Annotated in this window: 22 protein-coding genes; 16 read left to right on the top strand and 6 right to left on the bottom strand. The window is 71.6% G+C overall.

All coding sequences use genetic code 11. The features are described 5' to 3' along the window. Positions 1 to 3 precede the first annotated feature (3 nt). The 10 genes from BM051_RS09825 (at position 4) to BM051_RS09780 (ending at position 11,965) form a co-directional block, all read left to right on the top strand. Positions 4 to 1,140, top strand: a complete 1,137-nt coding sequence (locus tag BM051_RS09825; protein ID WP_092529785.1) for a right-handed parallel beta-helix repeat-containing protein — start codon at positions 4 to 6, stop codon at positions 1,138 to 1,140. A 133-nt stretch (positions 1,141 to 1,273) separates the two neighbouring features. Further along, a complete protein-coding gene (locus tag BM051_RS09820; RefSeq protein ID WP_092529784.1) occupies positions 1,274 to 2,464 on the top strand; it encodes a sialidase family protein in 1,191 nt (396 codons plus the stop codon). 63 nt (positions 2,465 to 2,527) lie between these two features. Continuing rightward, positions 2,528 to 3,730 carry a GAF domain-containing sensor histidine kinase gene (locus BM051_RS09815; RefSeq protein WP_424923268.1) on the top strand — a complete coding sequence of 401 codons (1,203 nt, stop codon included), beginning with the start codon at positions 2,528 to 2,530 and terminating at the stop codon, positions 3,728 to 3,730. Beyond that, entirely contained in the window at positions 3,727 to 4,347 is a 621-nt protein-coding gene (locus tag BM051_RS09810) for a response regulator (protein ID WP_092529782.1), read from the top strand. The genes BM051_RS09815 and BM051_RS09810 overlap by 4 nt, the downstream gene beginning before the upstream one ends. 1,282 nt (positions 4,348 to 5,629) lie before the next feature. Then, a complete protein-coding gene (locus BM051_RS09805) occupies positions 5,630 to 6,436 on the top strand; it encodes an ABC transporter ATP-binding protein (protein WP_092529781.1) in 807 nt (268 codons plus the stop codon). Beyond that, complete coding sequence (locus BM051_RS09800; RefSeq protein WP_092530339.1) at positions 6,436 to 7,272, top strand: ABC transporter ATP-binding protein; 837 nt, start codon at positions 6,436 to 6,438, stop codon at positions 7,270 to 7,272. Before BM051_RS09805 ends, BM051_RS09800 begins: the two co-directional genes overlap by 1 nt. Beyond that, a complete protein-coding gene (locus tag BM051_RS09795; protein ID WP_092529780.1) occupies positions 7,269 to 8,147 on the top strand; it encodes a branched-chain amino acid ABC transporter permease in 879 nt (292 codons plus the stop codon). Before BM051_RS09800 ends, BM051_RS09795 begins: the two co-directional genes overlap by 4 nt. A 16-nt stretch (positions 8,148 to 8,163) precedes the next feature. After that, positions 8,164 to 9,306 carry a branched-chain amino acid ABC transporter permease gene (locus BM051_RS09790; protein WP_092530338.1) on the top strand — a complete coding sequence of 381 codons (1,143 nt, stop codon included), beginning with the start codon at positions 8,164 to 8,166 and terminating at the stop codon, positions 9,304 to 9,306. A 2-nt stretch (positions 9,307 to 9,308) separates the two neighbouring features. Further along, positions 9,309 to 10,556 (top strand): ABC transporter substrate-binding protein, encoded by a 1,248-nt coding sequence (locus BM051_RS09785; RefSeq protein WP_092529779.1) that lies wholly within the window; start codon positions 9,309 to 9,311, stop codon positions 10,554 to 10,556. Positions 10,557 to 10,765: 209 nt separating this feature from the next. Beyond that, entirely contained in the window at positions 10,766 to 11,965 is a 1,200-nt protein-coding gene (locus BM051_RS09780; protein ID WP_092530337.1) for a cation:proton antiporter, read from the top strand. A gap of 56 nt (positions 11,966 to 12,021) precedes the next feature. Here the strand turns inward: BM051_RS09780 and BM051_RS09775 are convergent, their stop codons facing one another. Together BM051_RS09775 and BM051_RS09770 are read right to left on the bottom strand one after the other, a co-directional pair. Then, the gene (locus tag BM051_RS09775; protein WP_208325914.1) at positions 12,022 to 12,687 is read right to left on the bottom strand and encodes a potassium channel family protein; all 666 of its coding nucleotides are present in this window, start codon (positions 12,685 to 12,687) and stop codon (positions 12,022 to 12,024) included. Next, positions 12,680 to 14,035, bottom strand: a complete 1,356-nt coding sequence (locus BM051_RS09770) for a TrkH family potassium uptake protein (protein ID WP_243859495.1) — start codon at positions 14,033 to 14,035, stop codon at positions 12,680 to 12,682. The genes BM051_RS09775 and BM051_RS09770 overlap by 8 nt, the downstream gene beginning before the upstream one ends. Positions 14,036 to 14,312: 277 nt before the next feature. Here BM051_RS09770 and BM051_RS09765 point away from each other — a divergent pair, with 277 nt between their 5' ends. Then, positions 14,313 to 15,083 carry a S1 family peptidase gene (locus BM051_RS09765; protein ID WP_092529777.1) on the top strand — a complete coding sequence of 257 codons (771 nt, stop codon included), beginning with the start codon at positions 14,313 to 14,315 and terminating at the stop codon, positions 15,081 to 15,083. A gap of 54 nt (positions 15,084 to 15,137) precedes the next feature. Here BM051_RS09765 and BM051_RS09760 read toward each other — a convergent pair whose 3' ends face one another. Both BM051_RS09760 and gndA read right to left on the bottom strand, forming a co-directional pair. Further along, positions 15,138 to 15,773, bottom strand: a complete 636-nt coding sequence (locus BM051_RS09760) for a class I SAM-dependent methyltransferase (RefSeq protein ID WP_092529776.1) — start codon at positions 15,771 to 15,773, stop codon at positions 15,138 to 15,140. Next, a complete protein-coding gene (gndA, locus tag BM051_RS09755; RefSeq protein ID WP_092529775.1) occupies positions 15,773 to 17,212 on the bottom strand; it encodes an NADP-dependent phosphogluconate dehydrogenase in 1,440 nt (479 codons plus the stop codon). The genes BM051_RS09760 and gndA overlap by 1 nt, the downstream gene beginning before the upstream one ends. 195 nt (positions 17,213 to 17,407) lie before the next feature. Between gndA and BM051_RS09750 the strand changes: the two genes are divergently transcribed. Continuing rightward, positions 17,408 to 18,265, top strand: coding sequence for a helix-turn-helix domain-containing protein (locus tag BM051_RS09750; protein WP_092529774.1), 858 nt, complete (start codon positions 17,408 to 17,410; stop codon positions 18,263 to 18,265). 45 nt (positions 18,266 to 18,310) lie between these two features. Here the strand turns inward: BM051_RS09750 and BM051_RS09745 are convergent, their stop codons facing one another. Then, positions 18,311 to 18,520: a hypothetical protein gene (locus BM051_RS09745; RefSeq protein ID WP_092529773.1), complete on the bottom strand. Its 210-nt coding sequence runs from the start codon at positions 18,518 to 18,520 to the stop codon at positions 18,311 to 18,313. A 421-nt stretch (positions 18,521 to 18,941) separates the two neighbouring features. Between BM051_RS09745 and BM051_RS09740 the strand changes: the two genes are divergently transcribed. Then, positions 18,942 to 19,196, top strand: a complete 255-nt coding sequence (locus BM051_RS09740; RefSeq protein ID WP_092529772.1) for a DUF397 domain-containing protein — start codon at positions 18,942 to 18,944, stop codon at positions 19,194 to 19,196. Positions 19,197 to 19,287: 91 nt separating this feature from the next. Here BM051_RS09740 and BM051_RS09735 read toward each other — a convergent pair whose 3' ends face one another. Continuing rightward, on the bottom strand, positions 19,288 to 20,277 hold the full coding sequence (locus BM051_RS09735; protein ID WP_092529771.1) for an endonuclease/exonuclease/phosphatase family protein: 990 nt from the start codon (positions 20,275 to 20,277) through the stop codon (positions 19,288 to 19,290). 85 nt (positions 20,278 to 20,362) lie between these two features. Here BM051_RS09735 and BM051_RS09730 point away from each other — a divergent pair, with 85 nt between their 5' ends. The 3 genes from BM051_RS09730 to BM051_RS09725 all read left to right on the top strand — a co-directional run bounded on the left by BM051_RS09730 (position 20,363) and on the right by BM051_RS09725 (position 23,785). Next, positions 20,363 to 21,142: an RHS repeat-associated core domain-containing protein gene (locus BM051_RS09730; protein WP_166677677.1), complete on the top strand. Its 780-nt coding sequence runs from the start codon at positions 20,363 to 20,365 to the stop codon at positions 21,140 to 21,142. 131 nt (positions 21,143 to 21,273) lie between these two features. Then, positions 21,274 to 21,615, top strand: coding sequence for a hypothetical protein (locus BM051_RS28400; protein WP_134046115.1), 342 nt, complete (start codon positions 21,274 to 21,276; stop codon positions 21,613 to 21,615). Positions 21,616 to 22,246: 631 nt separating this feature from the next. Beyond that, positions 22,247 to 23,785, top strand: a complete 1,539-nt coding sequence (locus BM051_RS09725; protein WP_092529769.1) for an alkaline phosphatase D family protein — start codon at positions 22,247 to 22,249, stop codon at positions 23,783 to 23,785. Positions 23,786 to 23,791: the final 6 nt, after the last annotated feature.

Here is a 23,791-nt window from a genome sequence, read left to right as displayed (position 1 = left end):
AAGATGCGAAGGACCTTTCTCCGGGCGGCCGCGGCGCTGGCCGTGCTCGCGGCCGCCCCAGGGTCGGCGCTGGCGGAGGCGGCGCCAACCGGACCGGCGGCGGCGTTCCAGGTGTACCTCTCACCGACCGGCTCGGACGCCAACAGCGGCCTGAGCCCCGAGCAGTCGGTGCGCACCCTGGCCAGGGCCCAGCAGGTGCTCGTCGCGGCCAAGCCCACCACCGATGTCGAGGTGCGGATCAAGCAGGGCACCTACGTGGCGGGGCAGACCGACTGGCGGTTCTACGTGCCCGGCCACTCGATCTCGTTCGTGCCCGTCGACTACGAGCCCGGCGACAACGCCAGCGGGATCGCCGGGCGCCCGGTGTTCACCAACGTCAAGGAGGACGGCGCCTACAAACCGGGCTGGTGGTTCCGGGTGATGCTGCCGAGCGACCCGGCCGATCCGCTCCACGGCGGCGGCACGACCAGCGTGCACTTCCGGTACCTGAAGGTGCGGAACTACACCAACGGGCTGTCCTTCGACGGGCAGACCGGCCGCACGTACGTCGACGAGCAGAACTGGCGGATCAAGCCGAGTGCCGGCGTCAATGGCAACAGCGTGTTCGGGATGGAGTTCCGCGACATCGGCAACAAGCACGCGCCGGGTGCCACCGGCTACGCCGCCATCCTCACCACCACGTCGTCGGACAACCGGATCGAGAACAACGCGTTCAATTACGTGGAGAACACCGGCAACCAGGCGTCGCTGGTGCACGGCCTCTACATCACGCATTACAGCTCCGGCAATCGGGTCACCCGCAACAAGTTCACCTACATCTCCGGTGATCCGGTGAAGGTGCGCAACCAGAGCAACTACAACTCGTTCGAGCACAACACGTTCGTCCGCACCGGCCGGCAGGCGCACTACAAGGGCGAGTTCTGCGACGCCGCGTGCGTGGCGGCCAACCCGGGCGCGCAGCGGCAGTGCGCGTCGTTCCACAACCGGTTCTTCTCCAACAAGCTAGGGCGGAACTACGCCGGCTCGGCGAACCTGCCCACGTGGAAGCTCAAGCCCGAGGGGTTGACCAACGCGGGTGGGGGGCGCTGCTCGATTCCGGCCGGGGACAAGCGGCTGGCCACCGGCTACAACACCTACTGACGGCCTACTGACGGCGGACCGATCCCGGCCGCGCCGCCCCACCGACCGGCAGGCGGCGCGGCCGGGCTCTTGACGCCGATGCTCCTCCCTCGCCAGGATTCGGACATAGGACGTCCTATAACTAGGAGGAGTCGTGGTCCGGTCCCCCCGCCGCCGCGCCGCACTGACCGCCGTGCTGGCCGCCGCCCTCGCCGTGCTGGCCCCACCCACCGCTCCCGCCGCCGCGGAGCAGTACAGATGCGCGTCCTCGGTGCCGTTCACCGCGGGCACCGAGGGCTACCACACGTTCCGCATCCCCGCGCTGGTCCGCGACGCGACCGGCGGGCTGCTCGCGTTCGCCGAGGGCCGGCGCGACTCGGCGAGCGACACCGGCGCGATCGAGGTCGTGCAGCGCCGCTCCCGCGACCACGGCTGCACCTGGGGCCCGCTCACCGTGGTGAGCGGCAACGGCGACGCCACCGCCGGCAACCCCACCCCGGTCACGCTGCCGAACGGCGACATCGTGCTGCTCACCGTCCGCAACGGTCGGGTCTCTGAACGGGAGATCATGGCCGGCACGGTGGCGCCGGAGGACAGCCGGCGGGTGTTCGTGCAGCGCAGCACCGACGCCGGCCGGACCTGGTCGCCCGCCAGGGAGATCACCGCGACGGCCAAGTTGGGGCACTGGCGCTGGTACGCCACCGGCCCCGGGCACGCCATCGTGCTGCGGCACGGCCCGCACGCCGGGCGGATCGTGGTGCCCGCCAACCACTCCAGCGCGCCACCGGCCGGCTCTCCCGACCTCGGCACCGAGCAGAAGTACTACGGCGGGCACGACCTGCTCAGCGACGACGGTGGGCGCAGCTGGCGGATCGGCTTCACCGACGACCGCACCGACGGCGTCGTCGCCGCCAACGAGACGACCGTCGCCGAGCTGCCCGACGGGACGCTCTACTTCAACAGCCGCGACCACGGCACCGCGCCCGGCCACCGCGTCGACGCCCGCAGCACGGACGGCGGGCAGAGCCTCGCCGCGCCCTACCGTCCGCAGCCGGGGCTGGTCGGGCCCCGCGTGCAGGGCAGCGTCCTGCAGACCGTCCGGCCGGACCTGCTGCTGTTCTCCGGCCCGGCCGACCCCGACGCGCGGCGCGCGATGACCCTGCGGGCCAGCGCTGACGGCGGCCGCACCTGGCGGTCCGCGGTGACCGTCTCCAGCGCTCCCGCCGCGTACTCCGACCTGGTCCAGCTCGACGGCGGAACCGTCGGCCTGCTCTACGAGACCGGCGTCGAAGGGCCGTACGAGACGATCACCTTCCGCCGCGTGCCGCTGCGTTCCCCGCGTTGAGCTCCCCGGCTCGAGCGCTGGGCGGGCGACATCCGTGCCCGGGGATTTCCGTGGAGCCGGGTGATGTGCGAAGGTTGGCCCGTGCCTGCCGAGCAGCACGTCGCGATGGAGCGAGCCGTCGAGCGGAGTTCCGTGCTCGACGGGCTGCTGCGCGAGCGCGAGAGCCTGCTCGCGTCGCTCGACCGGGTCGCCGCGCTGCGCGGCACGGCCCAGCTCATCCGCGAGACGCTCGGCGCGCACTCCGGCTTCGTCGCCGACCTGGACGGCCCGGACGAGGCGGTGATCCGCTGGCTGGCCGGCAACCGCACGGCCAGCCTGCAGAACCTGCGGCTGCGGATCGGCCAGGGAATAGGCGGGCGGGTGCTCGCGCTCGGTGAGCCGGCCAGGGTCAGCGACTACGTCAGCTCGCCGACGATCACCCACCAGTTCGACGCGCAGGTCCGCGGTGAGGGGCTCGCCGCGATGCTCGCCGTGCCGATCATCGACCGGTATGGCGGCCGGCCGCGAACCGTCGCGATCGCCTACGCCGCGCTGCGGGAGAGGGCCGAGTTCGGCGACGACGCGGTGCGCGACCTGGAGGCGATCGCCGACCAGGCGGCCAACGCGCTGCGGCTGGCCACGGTCGCCGAGTCCCGCCGGGCCGACGCGGTCGCCGCCGAGCGCCGTCGGATGCAGAGTGCGCTGCACGACTCGGTCGGGGCGCTGCTGTTCTCCATCGGCGTGCAGGTGCGCGACCTGCACCAGTCCATCCAGGACAACCCGGCGCTGGACCTGCGGCTGCGCCGGTTGGAGTCGGACGTGTCCGCGGCGTCCAGCGCGCTGCGCGAGGCGCTGCTGGCCCTGTCGGAGTCCAGCCCGGAACGGGCGCTGCCGGTGGAGCTGGCCGAACACTGCCGGTCGTTCGAGGCCCGCCGCGGGGTGCCCGCCCGGTTCGTGCAGCTCGCGCCGGTGCCGCCGATGGATGCCGAGCGCACCGCGCTGGTGGTCGCCGTGGTCCGGGAGGGTCTGCTCAACGTGGAGAAGCACGCGCGGGCGCACTCGGTGGTGGTGAGCCTCGGCCCGTGCGACGGCGGGCTGCAGGTCATGGTGGCCGACGACGGCACCGGCGATGTCGGCGAGGGCGGGGAGGGGACCGGGATGGGACTGCGTTCGCTGGCCGAGCGGGCGGCCCGGCTGGGCGGCCGGGTCAGCCTGGTGCGGGACGAGGACGGTGGGTGCACGTTGCGGGCCTGGTTGCCCGACGTCGAGCCGCCGGGCCCGCGATGACCGTCCGGGTGATGGTGGTCGACGACCACCCCGTGGTCCGCGACGGCGTCACTCTCCTGCTCCGCTCGGACCCGTCGCTGGTGTTGGTCGGCACCGCCGAGGCCGGGCGCGCCGCGCTCGAGCGGGTCGAGGAGCTGCGGCCCGACCTCGTGCTGCTGGACCTGCGGCTGCCGGACATGCTGGCCCCCGAGGTGATCTCCGGGCTGCGGCAGAAGGACCCCGGCGTGCGCGTCGTGGTGTTCACCGCGCACGGCGACCACCAGGGCGTCATCGCGGCGCTCGAGGCCGGCGCGAACGGGTGCCTGCTCAAGGACGTCGCCGGCACGGACCTGGTCTCGGGGTTGCGCCGCGTGCTGCGCGGGGAGCGGGTGGTGGACCCGCGGATCATGCCGGACGCCGCGTACCGGTCGGACGCGCTCGCCCGCAGCGGACTGACCCGCCGGGAGTACGAGGTGATCCGGCTGGCCGCGCAGGGCCGGACCAACCCGGAGATCGCCGAGTCCACCGGGCTGACCCGCAACACGGTGAAGACCTACCTGCAGTCGGCGCTGCACAAGCTCGGCGCACGCAACCGCGTCGAAGCCATCGGCAAGGCCAGCGAAGCCGGCCTACTCTGACCACCCCGACCCGCGAACCTCGAGAGCCTCCGCGAGATCTACATCCGGGACGGCGAGATCTTCGTTCGGTGGCGCGGGCGTTGCCTCCGTCCCGCCGAGGACCCGGGCAGGACGCGACGCTGCTGGCCAGAGAGCGCCCTCCGACGCGCGCCACGCGCGGGACAGCAGCCGTTTCACCCCGGCTCGGGCCACGACCCGTCGTTCCCACCCCGGGGCCGAGGCACGCCCCACCAGGCGCGAGAGCACCCGCTGTTCCCACCCGGGTCGGGGCACGCCCCCACCCCACGGGTTGCAGGCTGCAGCCACTCCCTCTCCCCACCCCGATCCGAAGCCGCTTTGCGGTCGGCGGTGCCGTGTCAAGGCACGCTTTCCCGCCTTGACACGGTGCCGACGACCGTCGACACAATCAGGCTTCGGGGTGGGGACCCACCACCCGACGACACGGCAACCCCGGCACGGGATGCACCCGCAGCGGGTATGCGAGGAGAACCCTCCCGGCGCAGCAAACGGCGCTGTGCACCTGTCGAGTTGTTCCCATCCCCCGGTAGTGATCCACAGATTTCGCGCGCACCGTCCCGGCACCCCGGGTGGCGATACGCTGGAGCGGCTCGGCGACCCCGGGGTGGGCGGGGCCGCATCCTCCCCGCGGGTGCGCGGGGTGCACCGTCCCGCGTCCCCTTCTGGGCCGGCAGTGTCTGACGGGGTGGGGCTCGGGTCAAGGGCGCCTTCGGCGTCGCTGCGCGATTCGCTGCGCTCACCCTTGACCCGAGCCCCACCCCGCACAGGACCGGCACGGACGAAGGGGACGGGGGAGAACCAAGGCCACGCCACGCCCCGGGTGATGCCTAAGGCGCCCACCCGTGCCGGCCCCCAGTTCGCGCGAGGCGGCACAGGTGAAAGGGACAGCGAAGCACCAAGGGGACCGACACGCCTCGGGGTGGTACGTGGCGCTCCACCCGGTCCAGCCTCCAGCCAACGGGGGTGGACGTGATCCCCCATCCCTCCGAGTCGCCAACCCGATCACCCGGTAGGCAGGCGCGCGGGTCCCGGGGGCGGGAACCACGGAGGGTGAGCAACTCAGCCCGGCTTCCGGGTCCACGATTGCCGGTGGCACGGCCGCGAAGATCCTTGTCACAGCGGCGCAACGAATCTCGCCGTCCCTCTCCACGTGGGGGTGCCCGATCGTCGGCCCTCGAATCAGGATTGCCGCCACTGCCGGTGACCCCAGTCACAGGAGCGGAGGAGGCTGCGTGCGCACGATCGTCCGACCTGGGGAGACAGCGTGTTGAGCGTGCGGGACCTGCGGGTCCGGTACGGCCGCTCGGTCGCCGCCCTGCACGGGGTCGACCTGGAGGTTCCCGACGACGGCGTGCTGGCCGTCCTGGGCAGCAACGGCGCCGGCAAGTCGACCCTGCTGCGGGCGATCTCCGGCACCCTCCGGCTGCACCGCGGCACGGTCACCGGCGGTGAGATCACCTACGCTGGCCGGCGGATCGACCGGCTCGACCCCGCGGCGATCGTGCACCTCGGTGTGGTCGGTGTACCGGAGGGACGGCAGGTCTTCGCCAGGATGACGGTGGAGGAGAACCTGCGCGCCGGCGGCATCGGCGCCCGCTCCGCCGAGCAGCGGGTCGCCGCCCGGCGCCGTGTGCACGAGTTGTTCCCGGTGCTGGCCGAGCGGTCCCGGCAGCGCGCCGGGCTGCTCTCCGGCGGTGAGCAGCAGATGCTGGCGATCGGCCGCGCGCTGATGTCGAACCCGTCGCTACTGCTGCTCGACGAGCCTTCGCTCGGCCTCGCCCCGAAGGTGGTCGACCGGATCGGCGCGATCATTCGGGAGATCCACGACCAGGGCACCGCCGTGGTGCTGGTCGAGCAGAACGCCGTGATGGCGCTGCGGGTGGCCGACTCCGCCGTCGTGCTCGAGGTCGGCAGGGTGGCGCTGGCCGGCACCGCCGGCGAGCTGGTTCGCAGCGAGGAGGTCCAACGCCTCTACCTCGGCGGGCACGCCGAGTCGCAGGCCACCGCCGAGGCGGAGTTGGCCGCGGCCGGCGCCCGCGCGGGCGCCCGCCGGCTGTCGAGGTGGCGCTGATGACCGCGGCGACCCGCACCGAGACCCGGACCGACGTGCCCGAGCTCCGGGTGGAGAACGTCACGCTGCGCTTCGGCGGGCTGGCCGCGCTGGACGACGTCTCGTTCACTGTCCGCCCTGGCTCGCTGCACGCGCTCATCGGCCCCAACGGCGCCGGGAAGTCCAGTTGCTTCAACGTGATCAGCGGCGTCTACCGGGCCACCGCCGGCCGGGTGCTGCTCGGCGACCGCGACATCACCGGCGTCCGCCCGCACAAGCTCGCCGCGCTCGGCGTCGGCAGGGCGTTCCAGAACACCGCGCTGTCCCCGCGGTCCACCGTGCTGGACAACGTCATGCTCGGCCGGTACTCGCTCACCCGCGGCGGTTTCCTCGCCTGCGGCGCCCGCATGCCCTGGGTGACCCGGCAGGAGCGCCGGCACGCCGCCCGCGCCGCGGAGATCTGCGAGTTCCTCGGCATCGGCGCCGTGCTGCACACCCCGGTCGGCGCGCTGCCCTACGGCGCCGCGAAGCGGGTCGACATCGCCCGCGCGCTCGCCGTGGAGCCCACCCTGCTGCTGCTCGACGAGCCGGCCGCCGGGATGAACGCGACCGAGACGGCCGAGCTGGCCGGCACGATCCGGGAGATCCGCGAGGAGCTGGGCATCTCGATCCTGCTGGTGGAGCACGACATGGGCCTGGTCATGGCCATCGCGGACAGGGTGACGGTGCTGGACTTCGGCCGGCGCATCGCCGACGGTACGCCCGCCGAGGTGCAGGCCGATCCGGAGGTGGTGAAGGCGTACCTGGGCACGGGCTCGGACGAGGACACAGTGGACGGCCTGGAGGATCCGGCGTGAACACCTTCCTGCAACTCACGGTGAACGGCCTCGGCAAGGGTGCGGTGTTCGCGCTGCTCGCACTGGGCTTCGTCATCATCTTCAAGGCCACCGAGGTCATCAACTTCGCGCACGGGTCGCTGGTGCTGTTCGGCGGCTACATCGTCGTCGCCACTCGGGAGAGCCTCGGCTGGGCGGGCGCCGCGGTGCTCGGCGTGGTCAGCGCCGGCCTGCTCGCGCTCGCCGTCGAGCGGCTGCTGCTGTCCCGGTCCCGGCTCGCCGACCCGAACAGCCTCGCGCTGCTCACCATCGGCGTGGACGTGATCATCACCGAGGAGATCGTCCGCCGCCTCGGGGTGAGCCTGCCGTTCATCGGCGACGCCTGGGACGCCCAGCCGGTGCAGGTCGGCGGCATCACGCTGTTCCGCACCCACCTCGTCGCGCTCGTCGTCGCCACGGTCCTGATCACCGCGTTCTACCTGGCGTTCCGGCACTCCAACTGGGGCGTGGCGATGCGCGCGCAGGCGGAGAACCGGGAGGCCGCCGCGCTGATGGGCATCCGCAGCTCCCGGGTCACCGCGACCGCGTGGCTGGTGGCCGGGCTGCTCGCCGGGGTGGCGGTGCTGTTCATCGCCACCCAGGACTTCTCCGGGGCCGGGCTGTCCCGCGGCACCCACTCGATCGCGCTGGCCGCGTTCCCCGCGGCGATCCTCGGCGGGCTGGACTCCACCGCCGGCGCGGTGGTCGGCGGCATGGTGGTCGGTCTGGTGGAGGCCCTCTCCGCGCACTACGTGTCGTTCGACTTCTCCAAGAGCGCCGTGTTCCTGGTGATGCTCGTCGTGCTGGTGGTCCGCCCTTCCGGGCTGTTCGGAACGAGGGAGAGCACCCGTGTCTGACACCGCCGTGACCTCGCTGCCGCCGGTCACCCCGCCCGCGCCGCCGGTCGAGGTCCGTCGCCGCGACCCGCTGCGGTTGGTCCGGCTGCTGCTCTGGCTGGCCCTGCTCGCCGTGCTGCTGGCGCTGCCGCTCTACCTCGACGCCGCGTGGCTCAAGGCCGGCCAGTACATGATGATCGGCGCGGTCGGCGCCATCGGGCTGACCATGCTGATCGGCCAGGCCGGGCAGCTCTCCCTCGCGCACGCGTTCTTCCTGCTGGTCGGCGCCACCGCCTACACCGTCCTGTCCGGACCGACCGACGACGAGCGGGTGGTCGGCCTCGGCCTCGATCCCGGCCTGGCGCTGCTCGGCGCGGTGGCGGTGAGCACCCTGCTCGGGCTGGCGTTCGCCCCGGTCGCCGGGCGGCTGCGGGGCATCTACCTCGGCGTGGCCTCGCTGTCCCTGGTGTTCCTCGGGCTCTACTTCGGACAGGCTTTCGAGTCGCTCACCGGCGGCACGTCCACCGGCCGCTCGCCCGCCGAGTTCTCGCTGTTCGGCTTCCCGTTCAGCAACGCGGGCCCGGAGATCGAGATCCTCGGCGTGCCGATCCGCCAGGCCGAGCGGGTCTGGTACCTGTTCCTCGCGCTCACCGTGATCGCGTTCGTGCTCGCCCGCGGCGCGGTCACCAGCCGCATCGGGCGGGCCTGGCGCGCGGTGCGGGACAGCGAGCCGGCGGCCGCGGTGATGGGGGTGAGCGTCGGCAGGGCCAAGGCCGGGGCGTTCGCGGTGTCCTCGGCCTACGCCGGGCTCGCCGGGGTGATGACCGTGCTCTGGTTCGACATCCTCAAGCCCGACGAGAGCGAGTTCGGCACCTACGGGATCAACGTGTCCATCGCCTACCTCGCGATGGTGATCATCGGCGGGCTCGGCTCGGTGCCCGGCGCGCTGGTCGGCGCCCTACTGGTGAACGGCCTGCCCCAGGTGCTGTCGCTCTACGCGGCCGACCTCGGCTGGTTCACCGGCACCGGTGACGGCGCGCTCACCCCGATCCTGATCAGTTCGTTCGTCTACGGCGCGGCGATCATCCTCGTCGTGCTCTTCGAACCCGGCGGGCTCGCGGCGATCGGCCGCAGGATCGCGGGCCGACTGACCGTCAAGCACCCTGGAAAGGAACAGTGACCATGAAGCGACTGGTCGCCGTGGCGTTCGCCACCGCGCTCGCGCTGACCGCGTGCGGCACCAAGGGAGGTGACTCCGGGTCGTCGGGTACCGACGAGTCGGGAGTGAAGACCGGGGTCGGGGTCACCGACGCCGACATCACGCTCGGCGTGATGACCGACAAGACCGGGGTGTTCAAGAACCTCGGGCTCGGCATCACCCAGGGCAACGAGCTGTGGGTCGACGACGTCAACGCCGCCGGCGGGATCTGCGGCCGGCAGGTCAGGCTGGAGCAGGTCGACCACGGCTACAAGGCGGACACCGCGAAGACGCTGTACCCGCAGATCGAGCCGAAGGTGCTCGGCTTCGTGCAGTTGCTCGGCTCGCCGATCACCGCCGCGTTGAAGCAGAACCTCGCGTCCGACAAGGCGGTGGCCGCGCCGGCGTCGTGGTCGTCGGAGCTGCTGGACAACCCGTACCTGATGATCGTCGGCACGACCTACGACGTGGAGATGATCGACGGGCTGTCCTACCTGCAGGAGCAGGGCATGATCGCCGACGGCGACACCGTCGGGCACATCTACATCGACGGTGAGTACGGCGCCAACGGCCTGCGCGGCGCGAAGTACTACGCCGAGCAGCACGACCTGGACCTGCGCGAGGTCAAGATCACCTCGACGGACAACGACCTGACCAACATCGTCACCGGGTTCAAGGGCGACGGCGTGAAGGCGATCCTGTTGACCACCTCGCCCACCCAGACCGGATCGGTGCTGGCCGCGAACAAGGCGCTCGGCCTGGACGTGCCGGTGCTCGGCAACAACCCGGTGTTCGACCCGGTGCTGCACTCGAGCCCCGCGGCCGACGCGCTGGACAAGCTGTACGTGGTGGCCAGCAGCGTGCCGTTCTCCGCGGACATCCCGAAGGCGCAGGAGGTGGCCCGGAAGTACCAGGCCCGCTACACCGAGCCGCCGAACGCCGGGGTGCCCTACGGCTACGCGGTGGCCGAGGTGTGGGGCGCGGTGCTGCGCAGGGCGTGCGAGAACAAGGACCTCACCCGCGAGGGCGTGCACGCCGCGTTCCAGCGGACGAGCTCGGTGGACACCGGCGACCTGGTCGCCGAGCTGGACTTCTCCCAGCCCGGCGCGCCGGCCACCCGGAAGGTGTACGTGGCCCAGCCGGACGCCGCGGCCGAGGGCGGGCTGAAGTACGTCAAGCCGCTGTTCGAGGCCCCCGACGCCAAGGACTACCAGGCCCCCCACCAGAAGTGAGCCCCACGCACGGTGTGTCCGCGCCCCGTGTACGCGTGTCCGCGCCCCGTGCACGCGTGTCCGCGCCCCGTGCACACGTGTCCGCGTCGCGGGGCGCGGACACGTGATCGTGGAGCGCGGACACGGCGGGGGCTGGCCCGGGTTTGCCGGGGGTCGGGGGCTGCGGCATCGTTACGGTCGGCGCACGGTGTCTGCTGGGGAGGGTGTTCGTGGCGTTGGTGCTGGCCTTCGGGGTCGTGTTGCTGATCAGCGTGTCACTGTCCGGAGTGGCCGCGCGGACGATCCTGTCCACGGCGCTGCTGTTCCTGCTCGCCGGCGCGCTGATCGGCGAGGGCGGCTTCGGTCTGGTCCAGATCGGTCCGCGGGACCCGCTGGTCACCGTGCTGGCCGACATCGCGCTGTTCACCGTCCTGTTCACCGACGGGCAGCGGGCCAACCTGCGGGCGTTGCGGGAGAACTGGCGGCTGTCCGGAAGGGCGCTCGGGCTGGCCATGCCGCTGACCATGGTGGGGATCGCGGTGCCCGCGCACTTCCTCGCCGGGCTGGACTGGCCGACGGCGCTGCTGCTCGGCGCGATCCTCTCGCCCACCGACCCGGTGTTCGCCTCGGCCATCGTCGGCCGCAACGACGTGCCGCTGCGGCTGCGCCGGCTGCTCAACGTCGAGTCCGGCCTCAACGACGGTCTCGCGCTGCCGTTCGTGCTGATCTTCCTGGCCATCGTGGAGCACGAGGCCTCGCACCCGCTGACCATCGCCGGTGAGCTGCTGCTCGGGCTGGTCCTCGGCGTCGCGGTGCCGGCGTTGGTGACCCTGGCCTGGCGGCTGCGGCTGTTCACCGCGGAGCCGCGGCTGCAGGCACTCGGCCCGATGGCGATCGCGGTGGTGCTCTACGGCGCCTGTCACCTGACCCACGCCAACCCCTACCTCGCCGCGTTCGCCGCCGGCTCCACCCTGGCCACCATGGACGCGCTGGCCGCGGAGCGCTTCGAGCCGTTCGGTGACCTGCTGTCGGAGGTCACGAAGTTCGCCGCGCTGCTGGTGTTCGGCGCGCTGATCACCCCGGATCGGCTCTCGCACCTCGGCGTGGGCGAGTGGGCGTTCGCCGTGCTGGCGATCGTGCTGGTCCGGCCCGCGGCGATGCTGCTCTCGCTGGCCCGCACGCCGCTGCTCAGCCGCGCCGAACGGGTCACCGCCGCCTGGTTCGGCCCGAAGGGCTTCGCCTCGGTGGTCTATGGCCTCCTCGCCCTGCAGTCCGGCATCCCCAACAACGAGGTGGTGTTCGACCTCGTCGCGGTCACCATCGCGCTGTCGATCGTGCTGCACTCGTCCACCGACGTGCCGGTCGCCAGGGCGCTGCGCGTCGAGCCCCCGGACAACCTCCCCACCGGCGCCCGCCCCGACCTCGACTGACCGCGAGTTCGAGGTTCGGGACGGCGAGTTCGACGTCCGGGACCCGGCGAACGAGCTCAGGTCAGGTCGGCGAAGTCCTCGACATCGTCGCGCCGGCCGGACACCACGAGGATGTCGTCCTGGTGGATCACCGTCTCGGCGGTGGCGTGGGTGAATCCCTTCCCCGGGCGCTTCACCCCCACCACGGTGACGCCGTGCCGTACCCGCAGCCTGCTGTCGCCGAGGGTCCTGCCGATCGCCTCCTCCGGCGCCAGCGTCTTCACGATCGTGTAGTCGTCCTCGAACTCGATGTAGTCCAGCATCCGGCCGGTGACTAGGTGCGCCACCCGCTCGCCCATGTCGTGCTCGGGCAGCACCACGTGGTGGGCTCCCACCCGCTCGAGGATCCGTCCGTGCTGCCGGCTCACCGCCTTGGCCCAGATGTTCTCGACGTGCAGGTCGGCGAGCAGCGACGTGGTGAGGATGCTCGCCTCGATGTCGGTGCCGATGCCGACCACCGCCCGGCGGAACTCCTTCACCCCGAGCTGGATCAGCGTTTCCTCGTCGGTGGTGTCGGCGACGGCGGTGTGCGTCAGCTCGTCGGCGTAGCGCTGCACCCGCCGCGCGTCGGCGTCGATGCCGAGCACCTCGCAGCCGCCACGGGCCAGCTCGCGGGCCAGCGACCCGCCGAAGCGGCCGAGCCCGATGACCACCACCCGGTGCAGCCGTTTCCTGCTAGCCAACGATCGGCCTCTCCTCCGGAAGTTCGTACCGCCTCGTACGGTCGCGCAACGCCAGCGCCGAGGCAAGTGTGATCGGCCCGAGCCGACCGACGAACATCAACGCGACGAGCACCAGCCGCCCCGCCGTGGGCAGGTCCGCGGTGATCCCGGTGGACAGCCCGACCGTGCCGAACGCGGACACCGCCTCGAACAGTGTCTCGTCGAGGTCGTGCGGCGTGAGGGTGAGCAGGGCCAGCGTGCCGGCCACCACCGCGCCCACGCTGAGCAGCGCGACGGTCAGCGCCTGCCGCTGCACCGCCGCCGGGAGCCGGCGCCCCATCACGTGCACCGTCGGCTCACCTCGGACCTCGGCGAGGATGACGAACGCGAGCAGCGCGAACGTCGTGACCTTGATCCCGCCGGCGGTGCTCGCGCTGCCACCGCCGATGAACATGAGGATGTCGTGCACCAGCAGCGTGCCCGGCTCGAGCTGGCCGATGTCGACGCTGTTGAACCCGGCCGTGCGGGTCATCACCGCGGTGAAGAAGCCGGCCAGCAGCCGCTCCCCGGGGTCCAGCGCGCCCAGCGTCCTCGGGTTCGTCCACTCGGCGGCGATGATCGCCACGGTGCCGATCACCAGCAACATCCCGATGACCAGCAGGGTGATCTTCGCGTGCAGCGACCAGTGTCGCCGCCCGCGCCGGTGCCGCCACAGCTCCAGCCACACCGGGAAGCCGAGTCCGCCGGCGATCACCGCGAGCGCGACGGTGAGCGAGATCCACGGGTCGGTGGCGAACCGGACGAGGCTGTCGGAGTAGAGCGCGAACCCGGCGTTGTTGAACGCCGACACCGCGTGGAACACGCCGTGGTAGAGCGCGTCCGGCCAGGTGTAGTGATGGCCGAGCGCCAGCCGGAGGGTGAGCACGACCGCGGTGACCGCCTCGAAGAGCAGGCTCACCGTCACGACCCCGGACACCACGCGGCGGACCTCGCCGAGGCCGAGCGCCTTGGTCTCGGCCTGCGCGGTCAGCTGCAACCGCAGCCCCAGCCGCCGGGCGATGAGGAGCCCGAGCAGCGAGGCCAGGGTCATGATGCCGAGGCCGCCGATCTGGATCAGGCCGAGGATCACCACCTCGCCGAACGCCGACCAGTAGTCGGGTGTGTCCACCACGACCAGCCCGGTCACGCACACCGCCGAGGTCGCCGTGAACAGCGCGGTGACCAGGTCGGCCGGGTGGCCGTCCGCGGTGGCCGCGGGGAGCGTCAGCAGCAGCGTCCCGGCGAGGATCGCGACGGCGAAGGCGGTGACCACGATCCGTGCCGGGTGCCGCCAGCCCGGCAGCAGCCTGCGCCACCCCGCGCGCCCCAACGCCGGCACCTGCACTCCCGTCCACGGTGGACCCGCCCGATCGGGGCGCACCGGCCCCGCCGGTCAACGTAACCACTTTTCGCCCCGCCCGCAGGCGACTTCGGCGCATCACTCAATCGAGTCGTACTTTTAGGACAATCCGACGGTCCGGTTACTCACGGTCCAAAATCCTCCACGAACGAGCGACTCGGAACTTTCGGAGGGTGGGAGCAAGCGCACCAGCTCGGTTACGTTCCGTGTCAGTCCCCGCGGGGAGGGACACGGAAGGAGAAACAGCATGAGGGCACGTTCCATGGTCACCGCACTGCTGACCGGCGCCGGGTTCGCGCTGGCCGGCCTGCTCGGGACCGGAACAGCGAGCGCCGATGTCACACCGCTGATCGTCGGTGGCTCGGATGCCGACCAGGAGTACTCGTTCATGGTGTCGCTGCAGCGCGGCACCGGCGGGCACTTCTGCGGAGGCTCGCTGATCAAGCCCGACTGGGTGCTCACCGCCGCGCACTGCGTGGACGGCACCAGCCCGGGCTCGGTCCGGGCGCGGATCGGCAGCAACGACCGCACCCAGGGTGGTGAGACCGCGGCGGCCTCCGAGATCGTCGTGCACCCGGACTACGACGGCCAGTCGGCCGGCGCGGACATCGCGCTGGTGAAGCTGTCCGCACCGGCGAAGTCGGCGCCCGTCTCGCTCGGCTCGACCACCGACCCTGGGACCAAGTCGCGGCTGCTGGGCTGGGGGCAGACCTGCCCGGAGCGCGGCGGTTGCGGTGCGCCGGTCACCCTGCAGCAGCTCGACACCCAGGTGCTCGACGCGGCGAAGTGCACCGACATCGACGGGTCCGTGGAACTGTGCACCGACAACCCCGGCGGCAAGGCCGGCGCGTGCTACGGCGACTCCGGTGGCCCGCAGATCGTCCGCACCGGCTCCGCCTGGGAGCTGATCGGCATCACCAGCCGCAGCGGCAACGGCGACCCGACCTGCGCGACCGGACCGTCGATCTACACCTCGGCACCCGCCTACTCCTCCTGGATCAGCCAGCACGCCGGCTGACCCGAGCGCACGAGGCCGCCGCTCCCGCACACCGGGTCGGCGGCCTCGTCGCGTTCAGTGGGCGGCCACGAGCAGGTGGAACGCGCGCGGACCCTGGCCGACCCGCAGGTGCTCGCGCAGCGGCAGGCCCGCCGCGGTGAGCGCGTCGACCAGCTCCGCCACCGGGCGCAGCCGGAAGCCGTGCTCGGTGAACGGCATGCCGGCCATCGCGTCCGGGTCGCCGATGCCCACCACGAGCCGGCCGGAGGCCCGCAGCACTCGGGCCAGCTCGGCGAACGCGCGGTCGAGGTCGGCCACGAAGTACACGGTGTTGATGGTGATCAGCGCGTCCACCGAGTCGTCGTCCAGCGGCAGCGCGGTGATCGAGCCGTGGTGCAGCCGCAGCCGGCCGGCGGCCAGCGCTTTCCAGAACCGCTTGTGCGCCTGCTCGGACATGGTGGTCGACAGCTCCACGCCGTGTACCCGCCCGGCCGGGCCCACCGCGTCGAGCAGCAGCCGCAGCCCGGCGCCACCGCCGTAGCCGATGTCGGTGACCTCCTCGCCCGGCGCCAGCCGCAGCGCTCGCACGGCGGCGGCGACCGGCCTGGCGTTGCTCCGGTTCAGCAGCGCGCCGACCAGCAGCCCCGGCAGCCCGCTCGGGTGGCCGAGTTGCCGGGCCAGCCCCGCGGCGAGGCGGTCCCGCGCGCCCATCACGCCAGCTGCTCCGGTCGCCCCTCGGTGGCCCACTCCGTGTGGAAGGTGCCCTCGCGGTCGACCCTGCGGTAGGTGTGCGCCCCGAAGTAGTCCCGCTGCCCCTGGACCAGCGCGGCGGGCAGCCGCTCGGCCCGCAGCGCGTCGTAGTAGGCCAGCGCGGTGGAGAAGCCCGGGGTCGGGATGCCCAGCCGGACCGCGGTGGACAGCACGGAGCGCCAGGCATCCTGCGCGTCCTCCACCGCCCCACGGAACTCGCCGCTGGTCAGCAGGGTCGGCAGGTCCGGCTCGGCGCGGAACGCCGCGCGGATGTCGTCCAGGAAGCGGGCCCGGATGATGCAGCCGCCGCGCCAGATGGCCGCCACCGCGCCGAGGTCGATGTCCCAGCCGAACTCGGCGCTGCCGGCCTGAATCTGGTTGAAGCCCTGGGCGTAGGCCACCACCTTCGACGCGTACAGCGCCTGCTCGACGTCGTCGGCGAAGCGCTCGGCGGCGGCGCCGGTCAGCGGCGCGCGGGTGGGTCCGGCCAGGCCGCGGGCGGCCGACCGCAGTTCGGTGTGGCCGGACAGCGAGCGGGCGAACGTCGCCTCGGCGATCCCCGTGATCGGCACGCCGAGGTCGAGCCCGACCTGCACGGTCCACCGTCCGGTGCCCTTCTGCTCGGCCTGGTCCGCCACGACGTCGACGAACGGCGTGCCGGTGGCGGCGTCGGTGTGCGCGAGCACCTCGGCGGTGATCTCGATCAGGTACGACTCGAGCCGGCCGGTGTTCCACGTCCGGAACACCTCGGCGATCCGCGCCGGCTCGAGGCCGAGCGCGCCGCGCAGCAGGTCGAACGACTCGGCGATGAGCTGCATGTCGGCGTACTCGATGCCGTTGTGCACCATCTTCACGAAGTGCCCCGCGCCGTCCGGGCCGATGTGCGCGCAGCACGGCGTCCCGTCGACCTTCGCCGCGATGTCCTCCAGCAGCGGCCCGAGCGTGTCGTAGGACTCGGGCGAGCCACCGGGCATGATGCTCGGCCCGTGCAGGGCGCCCTCCTCACCACCGGAGACGCCGGTGCCGACGAAGTGCAGGCCGCGGTCGCGCAGCTCGGCCTCCCGCCGCCGGGTGTCGGCGAAGTGCGCGTTGCCGGCGTCGACGATGATGTCGCCCTCGTCGAGCAGCGGCGCGAACTCCTCGATCACGGCGTCGGTGGGTGCCCCGGCCTTCACCATGATCACCAGCTTCCGCGGCCGCTCCAGCGCGGCCACGAAGTCGCGGGCGGAGTAGGTCGGGACGAACGTCCCCTCCGCGCCGAACCGCTCGACCAGGTCCCTGGTGCGTTGCTCGGACCGGTTGTGCAGGGCGACCGTGTGCCCGTGCCGCGCGAGGTTGCGGGCCAGGTTGCGGCCCATCACCGCAAGTCCGGTCACTCCGATGCTCGCCTTGTCGCTCATTCGTCACCTTCCGCTGATCGCCTGCTCGCAGGCTATCCCCGTCGCGGGGTGCGCGGCGACCTCGGCCGGGCGTGGGGTCCACAGTGGACGAGTGGGCGTCGGGCTCGAACTGGCGGCCCGGAGAAGGTAACGTCATGGCCTGCGAAGACTCGATCATCCGGAGTGAGGTGTGGTGCGCTGGTGAGAGGCCGGTAGATGGCGAGCACGGTGACCTCGCGGCGGAAGCAGCTCGGCAACGAGCTGCGGCACGCGCGCACCGCCGCGGGGATGACCCAGCAGCAGGTCGCCAACGTGCTCGGCTGCACCCAGGGGAAGATCAACAAGATCGAGTCGGGCGCGGTCGGGGTCAAGCTCGGCGACGTGCGCACGATGCTGGACGCCTACGGGGTGACCGGCGACGAGGCCGACACGCTGATGAACCTGGCGCGGGCCGCGGCGGGCCAGCGTGGTCTGTGGTCCGGCTACCGCTCGGTCGTCCCGCACTGGTTCCGCACGTTCACCGACCTCGAGCCGGCCGCCGCGGAGATCATGACCTGGCACGGCGAGCGGATCCCCGGGCCGCTGCAGTCCGAGCACTACATGCTCAAGCAGTTCACCGAGTTCGGCGCCACGGACGTGACCTCGCTGGTGCGCAACCGGCTCGACCGCAAAGCGGTCTTCGACCAGCCGCAGCCGCCGTACTACCGGTTCATCCTCAGCGAGTCCGCGCTGCGCAGGGCGCCGGGCGGGCGGGCCCCCGCGGTGATGCTCGACCAGATCGAGCACATGCTCGAGCTCGGTGCCCGGCCCAGGGTCTACGTCCACGTGCTGCCGTTCGAGGCCAAGCTGGCGTCGGTGCCCAACGACTTCACGATCATGCGGTTCCCCGACCGGACCAGGGACTTCGTGTACGTGGAGCACTCCGCCGGCGGGCTCTACCTCGACGACGTGAAGGACTTCCAGCTGTTCGTCGACTCCTGGGACCGGCTGCGCGGCGCGGCGATGGAGCGGGACGAGACCCGGCAGTTCCTCCGCGAGATGGCCGAGCTCTACCGCGACCAGATGAACGGTTGAGCGGCGCCGGGCCGGTGCCGGCCCGGCGCCGTGGTGCTCGGCCGGTCAGATGCCCCTGGCGACCGCCTGGCCGCGGAGCAGCAGGCGGAGGTCGCCCTGGTCGTCGAACAGCATCGGCCGGGCCTGCCAGGCCGCCTGCGCCCTGGCGGCGAGTTGCCGGCGCTCGTCGTCGAGGTCCTCCAGCCAGGAGTCGCCGGAGTTCCGGAAGGAGATTCGGCGGAGGCTGAGCCCGAAGCGGTCCCGCAGCCGCGCCACGGATCCGCAGGTCGGCCCCGGGTCGGCCGCCGCGGCGGCAATTCGTGACTTTGCGTTACGATGCGCGTCAATGTTCAGTCGAACGGCCACGGAAGATCACCCAGCCAGCCTAGCCGCGCTGCGGCTTGTACCGGAAATGTGACGTACTGTGACGGCCGGCGGATATGGAGCGCTCATATGTCCTCCCCAGTCTGTAGCGCCTGTGGCCGGTGTTCCCTTCGTCACGTGCGATCGGATTGCGCGGAAGAGGTGTACCGGTTAGTAATAATCTTACTCGCAGATTAATCACACTGTCGAGTCGCGAGCGGCGATGTCGCTCGGACGGAGGCATACCGCGGGTGGCAGATGTTCGGGGCACGGTGATGAGGGCGCGTTCCACAGGCTCGCACCCCTCCACGAGATGGGCACGGAGGTAGCGGTTATGGCCGACACTGGCGCGCGGGCGGAGTACGACCCCGGCACCGCCGCATCCCTGTTCGATGCCGCGACCTGGCAGAAGTCCTTCGCCAGCGAGCCGAACGGCGGCAACTGCGTCGAGGTGAACCTTGGCCGCCGCGGGATGGTCGGGGTGCGCGACACCAAGCTCGAGGACAGTCCGGTTTTCGTTTTCAACAGTCGCGAGTGGGCGGCGTTCGTCGCGGCCGTCAAGGCCGGCCAGTTCGATCTTCCCGGGTAGCCACCCGCACTGTTCCGCCCCGCGGCGGGGCTCAAGTGAGGCAGGTCACACCTGGATTACGCGCTCGTCGATCATGCGGAGCGGGAGGCCGTCAGCGCGGCAGGGCGAGGTCGGTGACGACCGCGGCGTGGTCGGAGTAGAAGGTGCCGGGGCCGTGCCGGCGCATCCGCTCGGCCACCACGAAGGCGCGGCGTACCTCGAGCGGGCCGCGGGCGAAGGTGAGGTCGATGCGCTGCTCGGTGATCAGCCGCTCGGTGGGCAGCGGACTCCAGGTGGCGCCGGGGTGGGTGCACGCGTCGGGGTTGGCGGCGCGGTAGGTGTCGACGAAGCCGGCGTCGGTGAGGACCCGCGTGGCGCGGAGCGGGTAGCTCATCCCGAAGTGGTGGGGGCAGCCGGCCCAGCGCGGCGTCCAGTCGTCGGCGGGGAGGGTGTTGAGGTCGCCGCCGATCAGCACGGGGTCGGTGTTGCCGGCGAGCATGGCCGGTAGCCGGCGGTCGACGATGTCGGTGATGTGGTCGGTCTGCGCGCGCTCGGCGTGGGCCACGTCGGCGGCGGAGTGCCGGGGCGGCAGGCCGGCGCGGACGCCCGCGGCGTTCTCGTCGACCAGGTAGCCGTTCCACGGGTTGGTGTAGGGGAGCCAGAGGGCGAACAGGTTGAGCGCCGGGCCGCGCCGGGGCTGGACGCGGGCGCCGCCGAAGTGGAAGTCGCCGCTGAGCCCGGCGGCCGCGTCGAACACCTCGGTGACCCGGAAGCGGGTGAAGATCCACAGGTTGTCCCGCCCCGCGGGGTGGTCGGTGACCTGGACGCCGGTGTAGCCGCCCTTGCCGGCCCGGCGGGTCAGCGCCTCCGCGATCCGCGGGCCGGACCCGTAGGTCTCGACGCTGAAGAAGACGTCCGGGCGGAGCTCGACGACCTGGTCGAGGAGGTCGTCCAGGTTGTCGGGGCCGACGCCGTGCCCACCGAGGTAGACGTTCCAGGTCAACACCCGCAGGGCACCGGGCACTCCGCCGTGGGCCGGCGCCGCACCCGTCAACGCCCCCACCAACACCACGACGGCCAGCAACACCCTTCCGGCTCTCATCCGGACTCCCTTCACCCGCCGCCGGACGCTAGCCGGCCCTCCCGAACACCCCGTGAACCCGGCCGCCCGCCTGAGGGAACAGCCGGTGTTGAGCTACGTCGGCGGTCACCGGCATCGGGCGGAGGAAGGCCTCCGACACCAAGCCGGGGCCCGTCGGGCGGGGAACCGGTGGTTCCACGGCCGACGAGCCCCGGCGGGCGGCGACCCGCTGGCGCAGTCCGTCGGTGGTGCCGGTCAGCTGGCCGTCACCGACCGGCACCAGGACGTCGTCGCCGGACTCGACCCGACGACGGGCCGGCTGGCCGGGTCGGCGTCGTTCGACCCGTTCGGCCGCGTGCTGGCCGCGTCGGGTGCCCGCTCGGCACTGGGCTACCAGTCCGACTACACGGATCCCGACACCGGTGCGGTGGACATGGGCGCCCGCTGGAACGCCCCGGAGACCGGCACCTTCACCGCGCGGGACAACATCGACCTGCCGGTGAATCCCTCCATCGCCGGCAACCGCTACACCTACGCCCTCGGCTCCCCCACCAACCACATCGACCCCGACGGCCACCTGGTGCCGGCGGTGTGCGCTGTCGCGCTACCGCTGTGCACCGCGGCCGCCGTCAACACGGCGGTGCTGGTATTCCGGGGAGCCGCGGTGCTCGGCTCGATGTTGTCGAGGCCCAGGCCAGGTCCTGCGCCGACTCCCATTCCAGGCTATGACCCGACGGGAGCGTCGATCCGCCAGCTACTGGTGGGACCGCTCTACTGGGGCAGCACGGGGAGCCCTTCGGGCGGGCGGCCAACAGCGGGACCTGGCGCTCGGTCGGCCACGGGGGCGTCGTTGGACGAGGTAAGGCCGGGCGATACGGGCGGGTAGGCGCATTCGGCGGTCGAACGCGCTTCGTTCGACTGGTTCCGCCTCCACCACCGCCACCACCCGGTATCAAGGCTCGTATCGATGCTCGGGCAAGGGCGATCAACGTAGCGATCGCGATTCCTCGGGCGGCGATGGAGCTGGTGCTTGCCGGGGGCGTGGTTTCGTCGAACCCGAACGTTCCTGCCGAGGTGGTGTCGAGTGTCACCGACGGAGTGCAGGACCTGAACGACGTCTACCGCAAGTTCAAGAGCAAGTTCGTCGATCCAAGTTCGCCCGTCGTGCAGTCAGTGGGCGACGAGCCTCCGTCTGAACTCGCCGGAAGCCTGCCACGGCCCGTGATCCACGAAGACGGCAACGTCTACAAGTGGGATCCAGAGAGTGGGAAGTGGCGGCTCATCGCCTCAGTGGGACAGTCTGGGGATCGCGAAAGTTTGCAGATTTGCGAAACTTGCGGCAAGAAGGAAAACAAATGATTTGCAGCGGTTCGAGCTAAGCGGATTGCCAAGACGGGAGGATGTGTCTGGACTTTTCGGAGATCTGGGCAGCGAGACGGTGATCTTAGACCGGTGTCGAGACAGTGTCTACTTGCAAGTCAACAATAGAAGGATTGAGTTGTCCGATCGCGTTTCCGCAGCGTTCGAGCGGGACGGCGCGAGGCGGGTGTTGGTGGTTAGGAGCGGTAGCGAGGTATTTGTTCGAGTTGAGTACCAAGTCGATGAAGGTGTTCTCCTGACAGTCTCCGGGTTCGACGTCACTGCTGTTGCCGAGGAAGATCTTGATTTTGGAGTTCGTGTTGCCAATACGGTGAATACAAGAGGGCGACACTTCTATTCGGACTAGAAGGGCTCAAGGTAGAGGCGACTCAGTGGTGTGGCGAACGGGTCGAGAGGAGCAACGTGCGCTCGCGCGGCCAAGCCACGTTCAAGCGTGCCCCGCATCGCGAGCCGCATCCTATCAGCACGGTGGCCGCCAGGGCCTCAATTCCTACGGCCTGCCCCTGACCTCTGCAGCGCGAGTTCCGCCACGGTTCACCCGGGTGCCAGGTGGTGGCAACGTGCGGCCGGTTCGGTGTCCGGGGCACGACTCGACCGAGGGAGATGCGGAATGGCAGTGAACCGCAGGGATCTGTTGCGCGGCGCGGCGGCCGCGGGGGCGCTGGGGCTGGCCTGGCCGCTGTCCGGCCGGCTGACCGTCGCGCAGGCGACCGAGGCCGCGGTGGCGTTGGGCGCGCGGTGGGACGAGCCGCCGTTCACGCTAGGCGTCGGGTCCGGCGATCCGCTGCCGGACAGCGTGGCGCTGTGGACCCGGCTGGCGCCCGAGCCGCTGGCGGAGACCCAGCCGCTGCCGGACACCGTCGAGGTGGGCTGGGAGGTGGCCGCCGACCGTGGGTTCCGCCGCCGGGTCGCCGCCGGCACCGCTCCCGCCGGCGCCGAGCTCGGGCACAGCGTGCACGTCGAGGTCACCGGACTCGAGCCGGGCCGCTGCTACTTCTACCGGTTCTCGGCGCGCGGCCGGACCAGCCGGGTCGGCCGGACCAGGACGGCGCCCGTCGGCAGGGTCGGCAGGGTGCGCTTCGCCTCGGCGAACTGCCAGGCGTTCCACGACGGCTACTACGCCGCGCACCGGGGGATCGCCAGCGAGCGGCTCGACTTCGTGGTGCACCTCGGCGACTACATCTACGAGCACGGCAAGGTCGGCGGCGACCACGTGCGCGACCACGAGGGCCCCGCGGTGACGACCCTGCCCGCCTACCGCCGGCGGCACGCGCTGTACAAGGGCGACCCGGCGCTGCGGGACGCGCACGCCGCGCACCCCTGGTTCGTCACCTGGGACGACCACGAGGTGGTCAACGACTACAGCGGCACCCGGCCCTCACTGCGCCGCCGGCGCGACGCCGGCTACCAGGCGTGGTACGAGCACATGCCGGTGCGGCCGGACCACCCGACCACGCCACGGGTGTACCGGGAGCGCCGCTGGGGCGACCTGCTCGATCTGTCCATCTTGGACCTCCGGCAGTACCGCTCCGAGCAGAACCTGCCGGACGGCACCATCCTGGGCGCCGAGCAGAAGGCGTGGTTGCGCGACCGGATCTCGACCGCGGGGGACGGCTGGCACTGCTGGGTCAACTCGATCATGCTCAGCCAGCTGGCCAGAACGGGCGGCGGCTACTACTTCACCGACCAGTGGGACGGCTTCCGTGCCGAGCGGACCGAGGTGCTCACCCACGTGCACGACACCGGGATGCCCGACCTCGTCGTCATCACCGGGGACTGGCACTCCGCCTTCGTCGACGACATCCGCCCCGACTTCGACGACCCCTCCGCGCCGGTGATCGGCACCGAGTTCACCGCCCACTCGATCTCTTCCGGCGCCTACTCGCCGGAATGGAACGCGACCAACGGCCCGGTCATGGGACGGGCCAACCCGCACCTCAAGTACTTCGAGGGCAACCACTACGGCTACGACCTCTACGAGGTGACACCCGGCCGGTGGAGCACTCACCTCCGGGTGATCGGCGACCGCAGGGTCCCCGACTCCCCGGTCCGCACGTTGACCACCTTCCACGTCGACCGCGGCCGCCCCGGCTCGTACGAGGACCCGGCCACCCGCACCTCCCCCGCCCAGTACCGCCGCGACACCTGAGTACAC

The organism is Amycolatopsis arida, from assembly GCF_900115565.1.
Lineage (GTDB): Bacteria > Actinomycetota > Actinomycetes > Mycobacteriales > Pseudonocardiaceae > Yuhushiella > Yuhushiella arida.
Note: the sequence above shows the minus strand (reverse complement) of the source record. Positions and strands in the feature narration are given on the sequence as shown.

Bases quoted from the DNA above. Each gene is read 5' to 3' on its own strand.
- gndA (WP_092529775.1), bottom strand. From the start codon at position 17,212: ATGAGCGACAAGGCGAGCATCGGAGTGACCGGACTTGCGGTGATGGGC.
- BM051_RS09750 (WP_092529774.1), top strand. From the start codon at position 17,408: ATGGCGAGCACGGTGACCTCGCGGCGGAAGCAGCTCGGCAACGAGCTG.
- BM051_RS09765 (WP_092529777.1), top strand. From the start codon at position 14,313: ATGAGGGCACGTTCCATGGTCACCGCACTGCTGACCGGCGCCGGGTTC.
- BM051_RS28400 (WP_134046115.1), top strand. From the start codon at position 21,274: ATGGAGCTGGTGCTTGCCGGGGGCGTGGTTTCGTCGAACCCGAACGTT.
- BM051_RS09760 (WP_092529776.1), bottom strand. From the start codon at position 15,773: ATGGGCGCGCGGGACCGCCTCGCCGCGGGGCTGGCCCGGCAACTCGGC.
- BM051_RS09725 (WP_092529769.1), top strand. From the start codon at position 22,247: ATGGCAGTGAACCGCAGGGATCTGTTGCGCGGCGCGGCGGCCGCGGGG.
- BM051_RS09825 (WP_092529785.1), top strand. From the start codon at position 4: ATGCGAAGGACCTTTCTCCGGGCGGCCGCGGCGCTGGCCGTGCTCGCG.
- BM051_RS09735 (WP_092529771.1), bottom strand. From the start codon at position 20,277: ATGAGAGCCGGAAGGGTGTTGCTGGCCGTCGTGGTGTTGGTGGGGGCG.
- BM051_RS09800 (WP_092530339.1), top strand. From the start codon at position 6,436: ATGACCGCGGCGACCCGCACCGAGACCCGGACCGACGTGCCCGAGCTC.
- BM051_RS09810 (WP_092529782.1), top strand. From the start codon at position 3,727: ATGACCGTCCGGGTGATGGTGGTCGACGACCACCCCGTGGTCCGCGAC.
- BM051_RS09740 (WP_092529772.1), top strand. From the start codon at position 18,942: ATGGCCGACACTGGCGCGCGGGCGGAGTACGACCCCGGCACCGCCGCA.
- BM051_RS09815 (WP_424923268.1), top strand. From the start codon at position 2,528: ATGTGCGAAGGTTGGCCCGTGCCTGCCGAGCAGCACGTCGCGATGGAG.
- BM051_RS09785 (WP_092529779.1), top strand. From the start codon at position 9,309: ATGAAGCGACTGGTCGCCGTGGCGTTCGCCACCGCGCTCGCGCTGACC.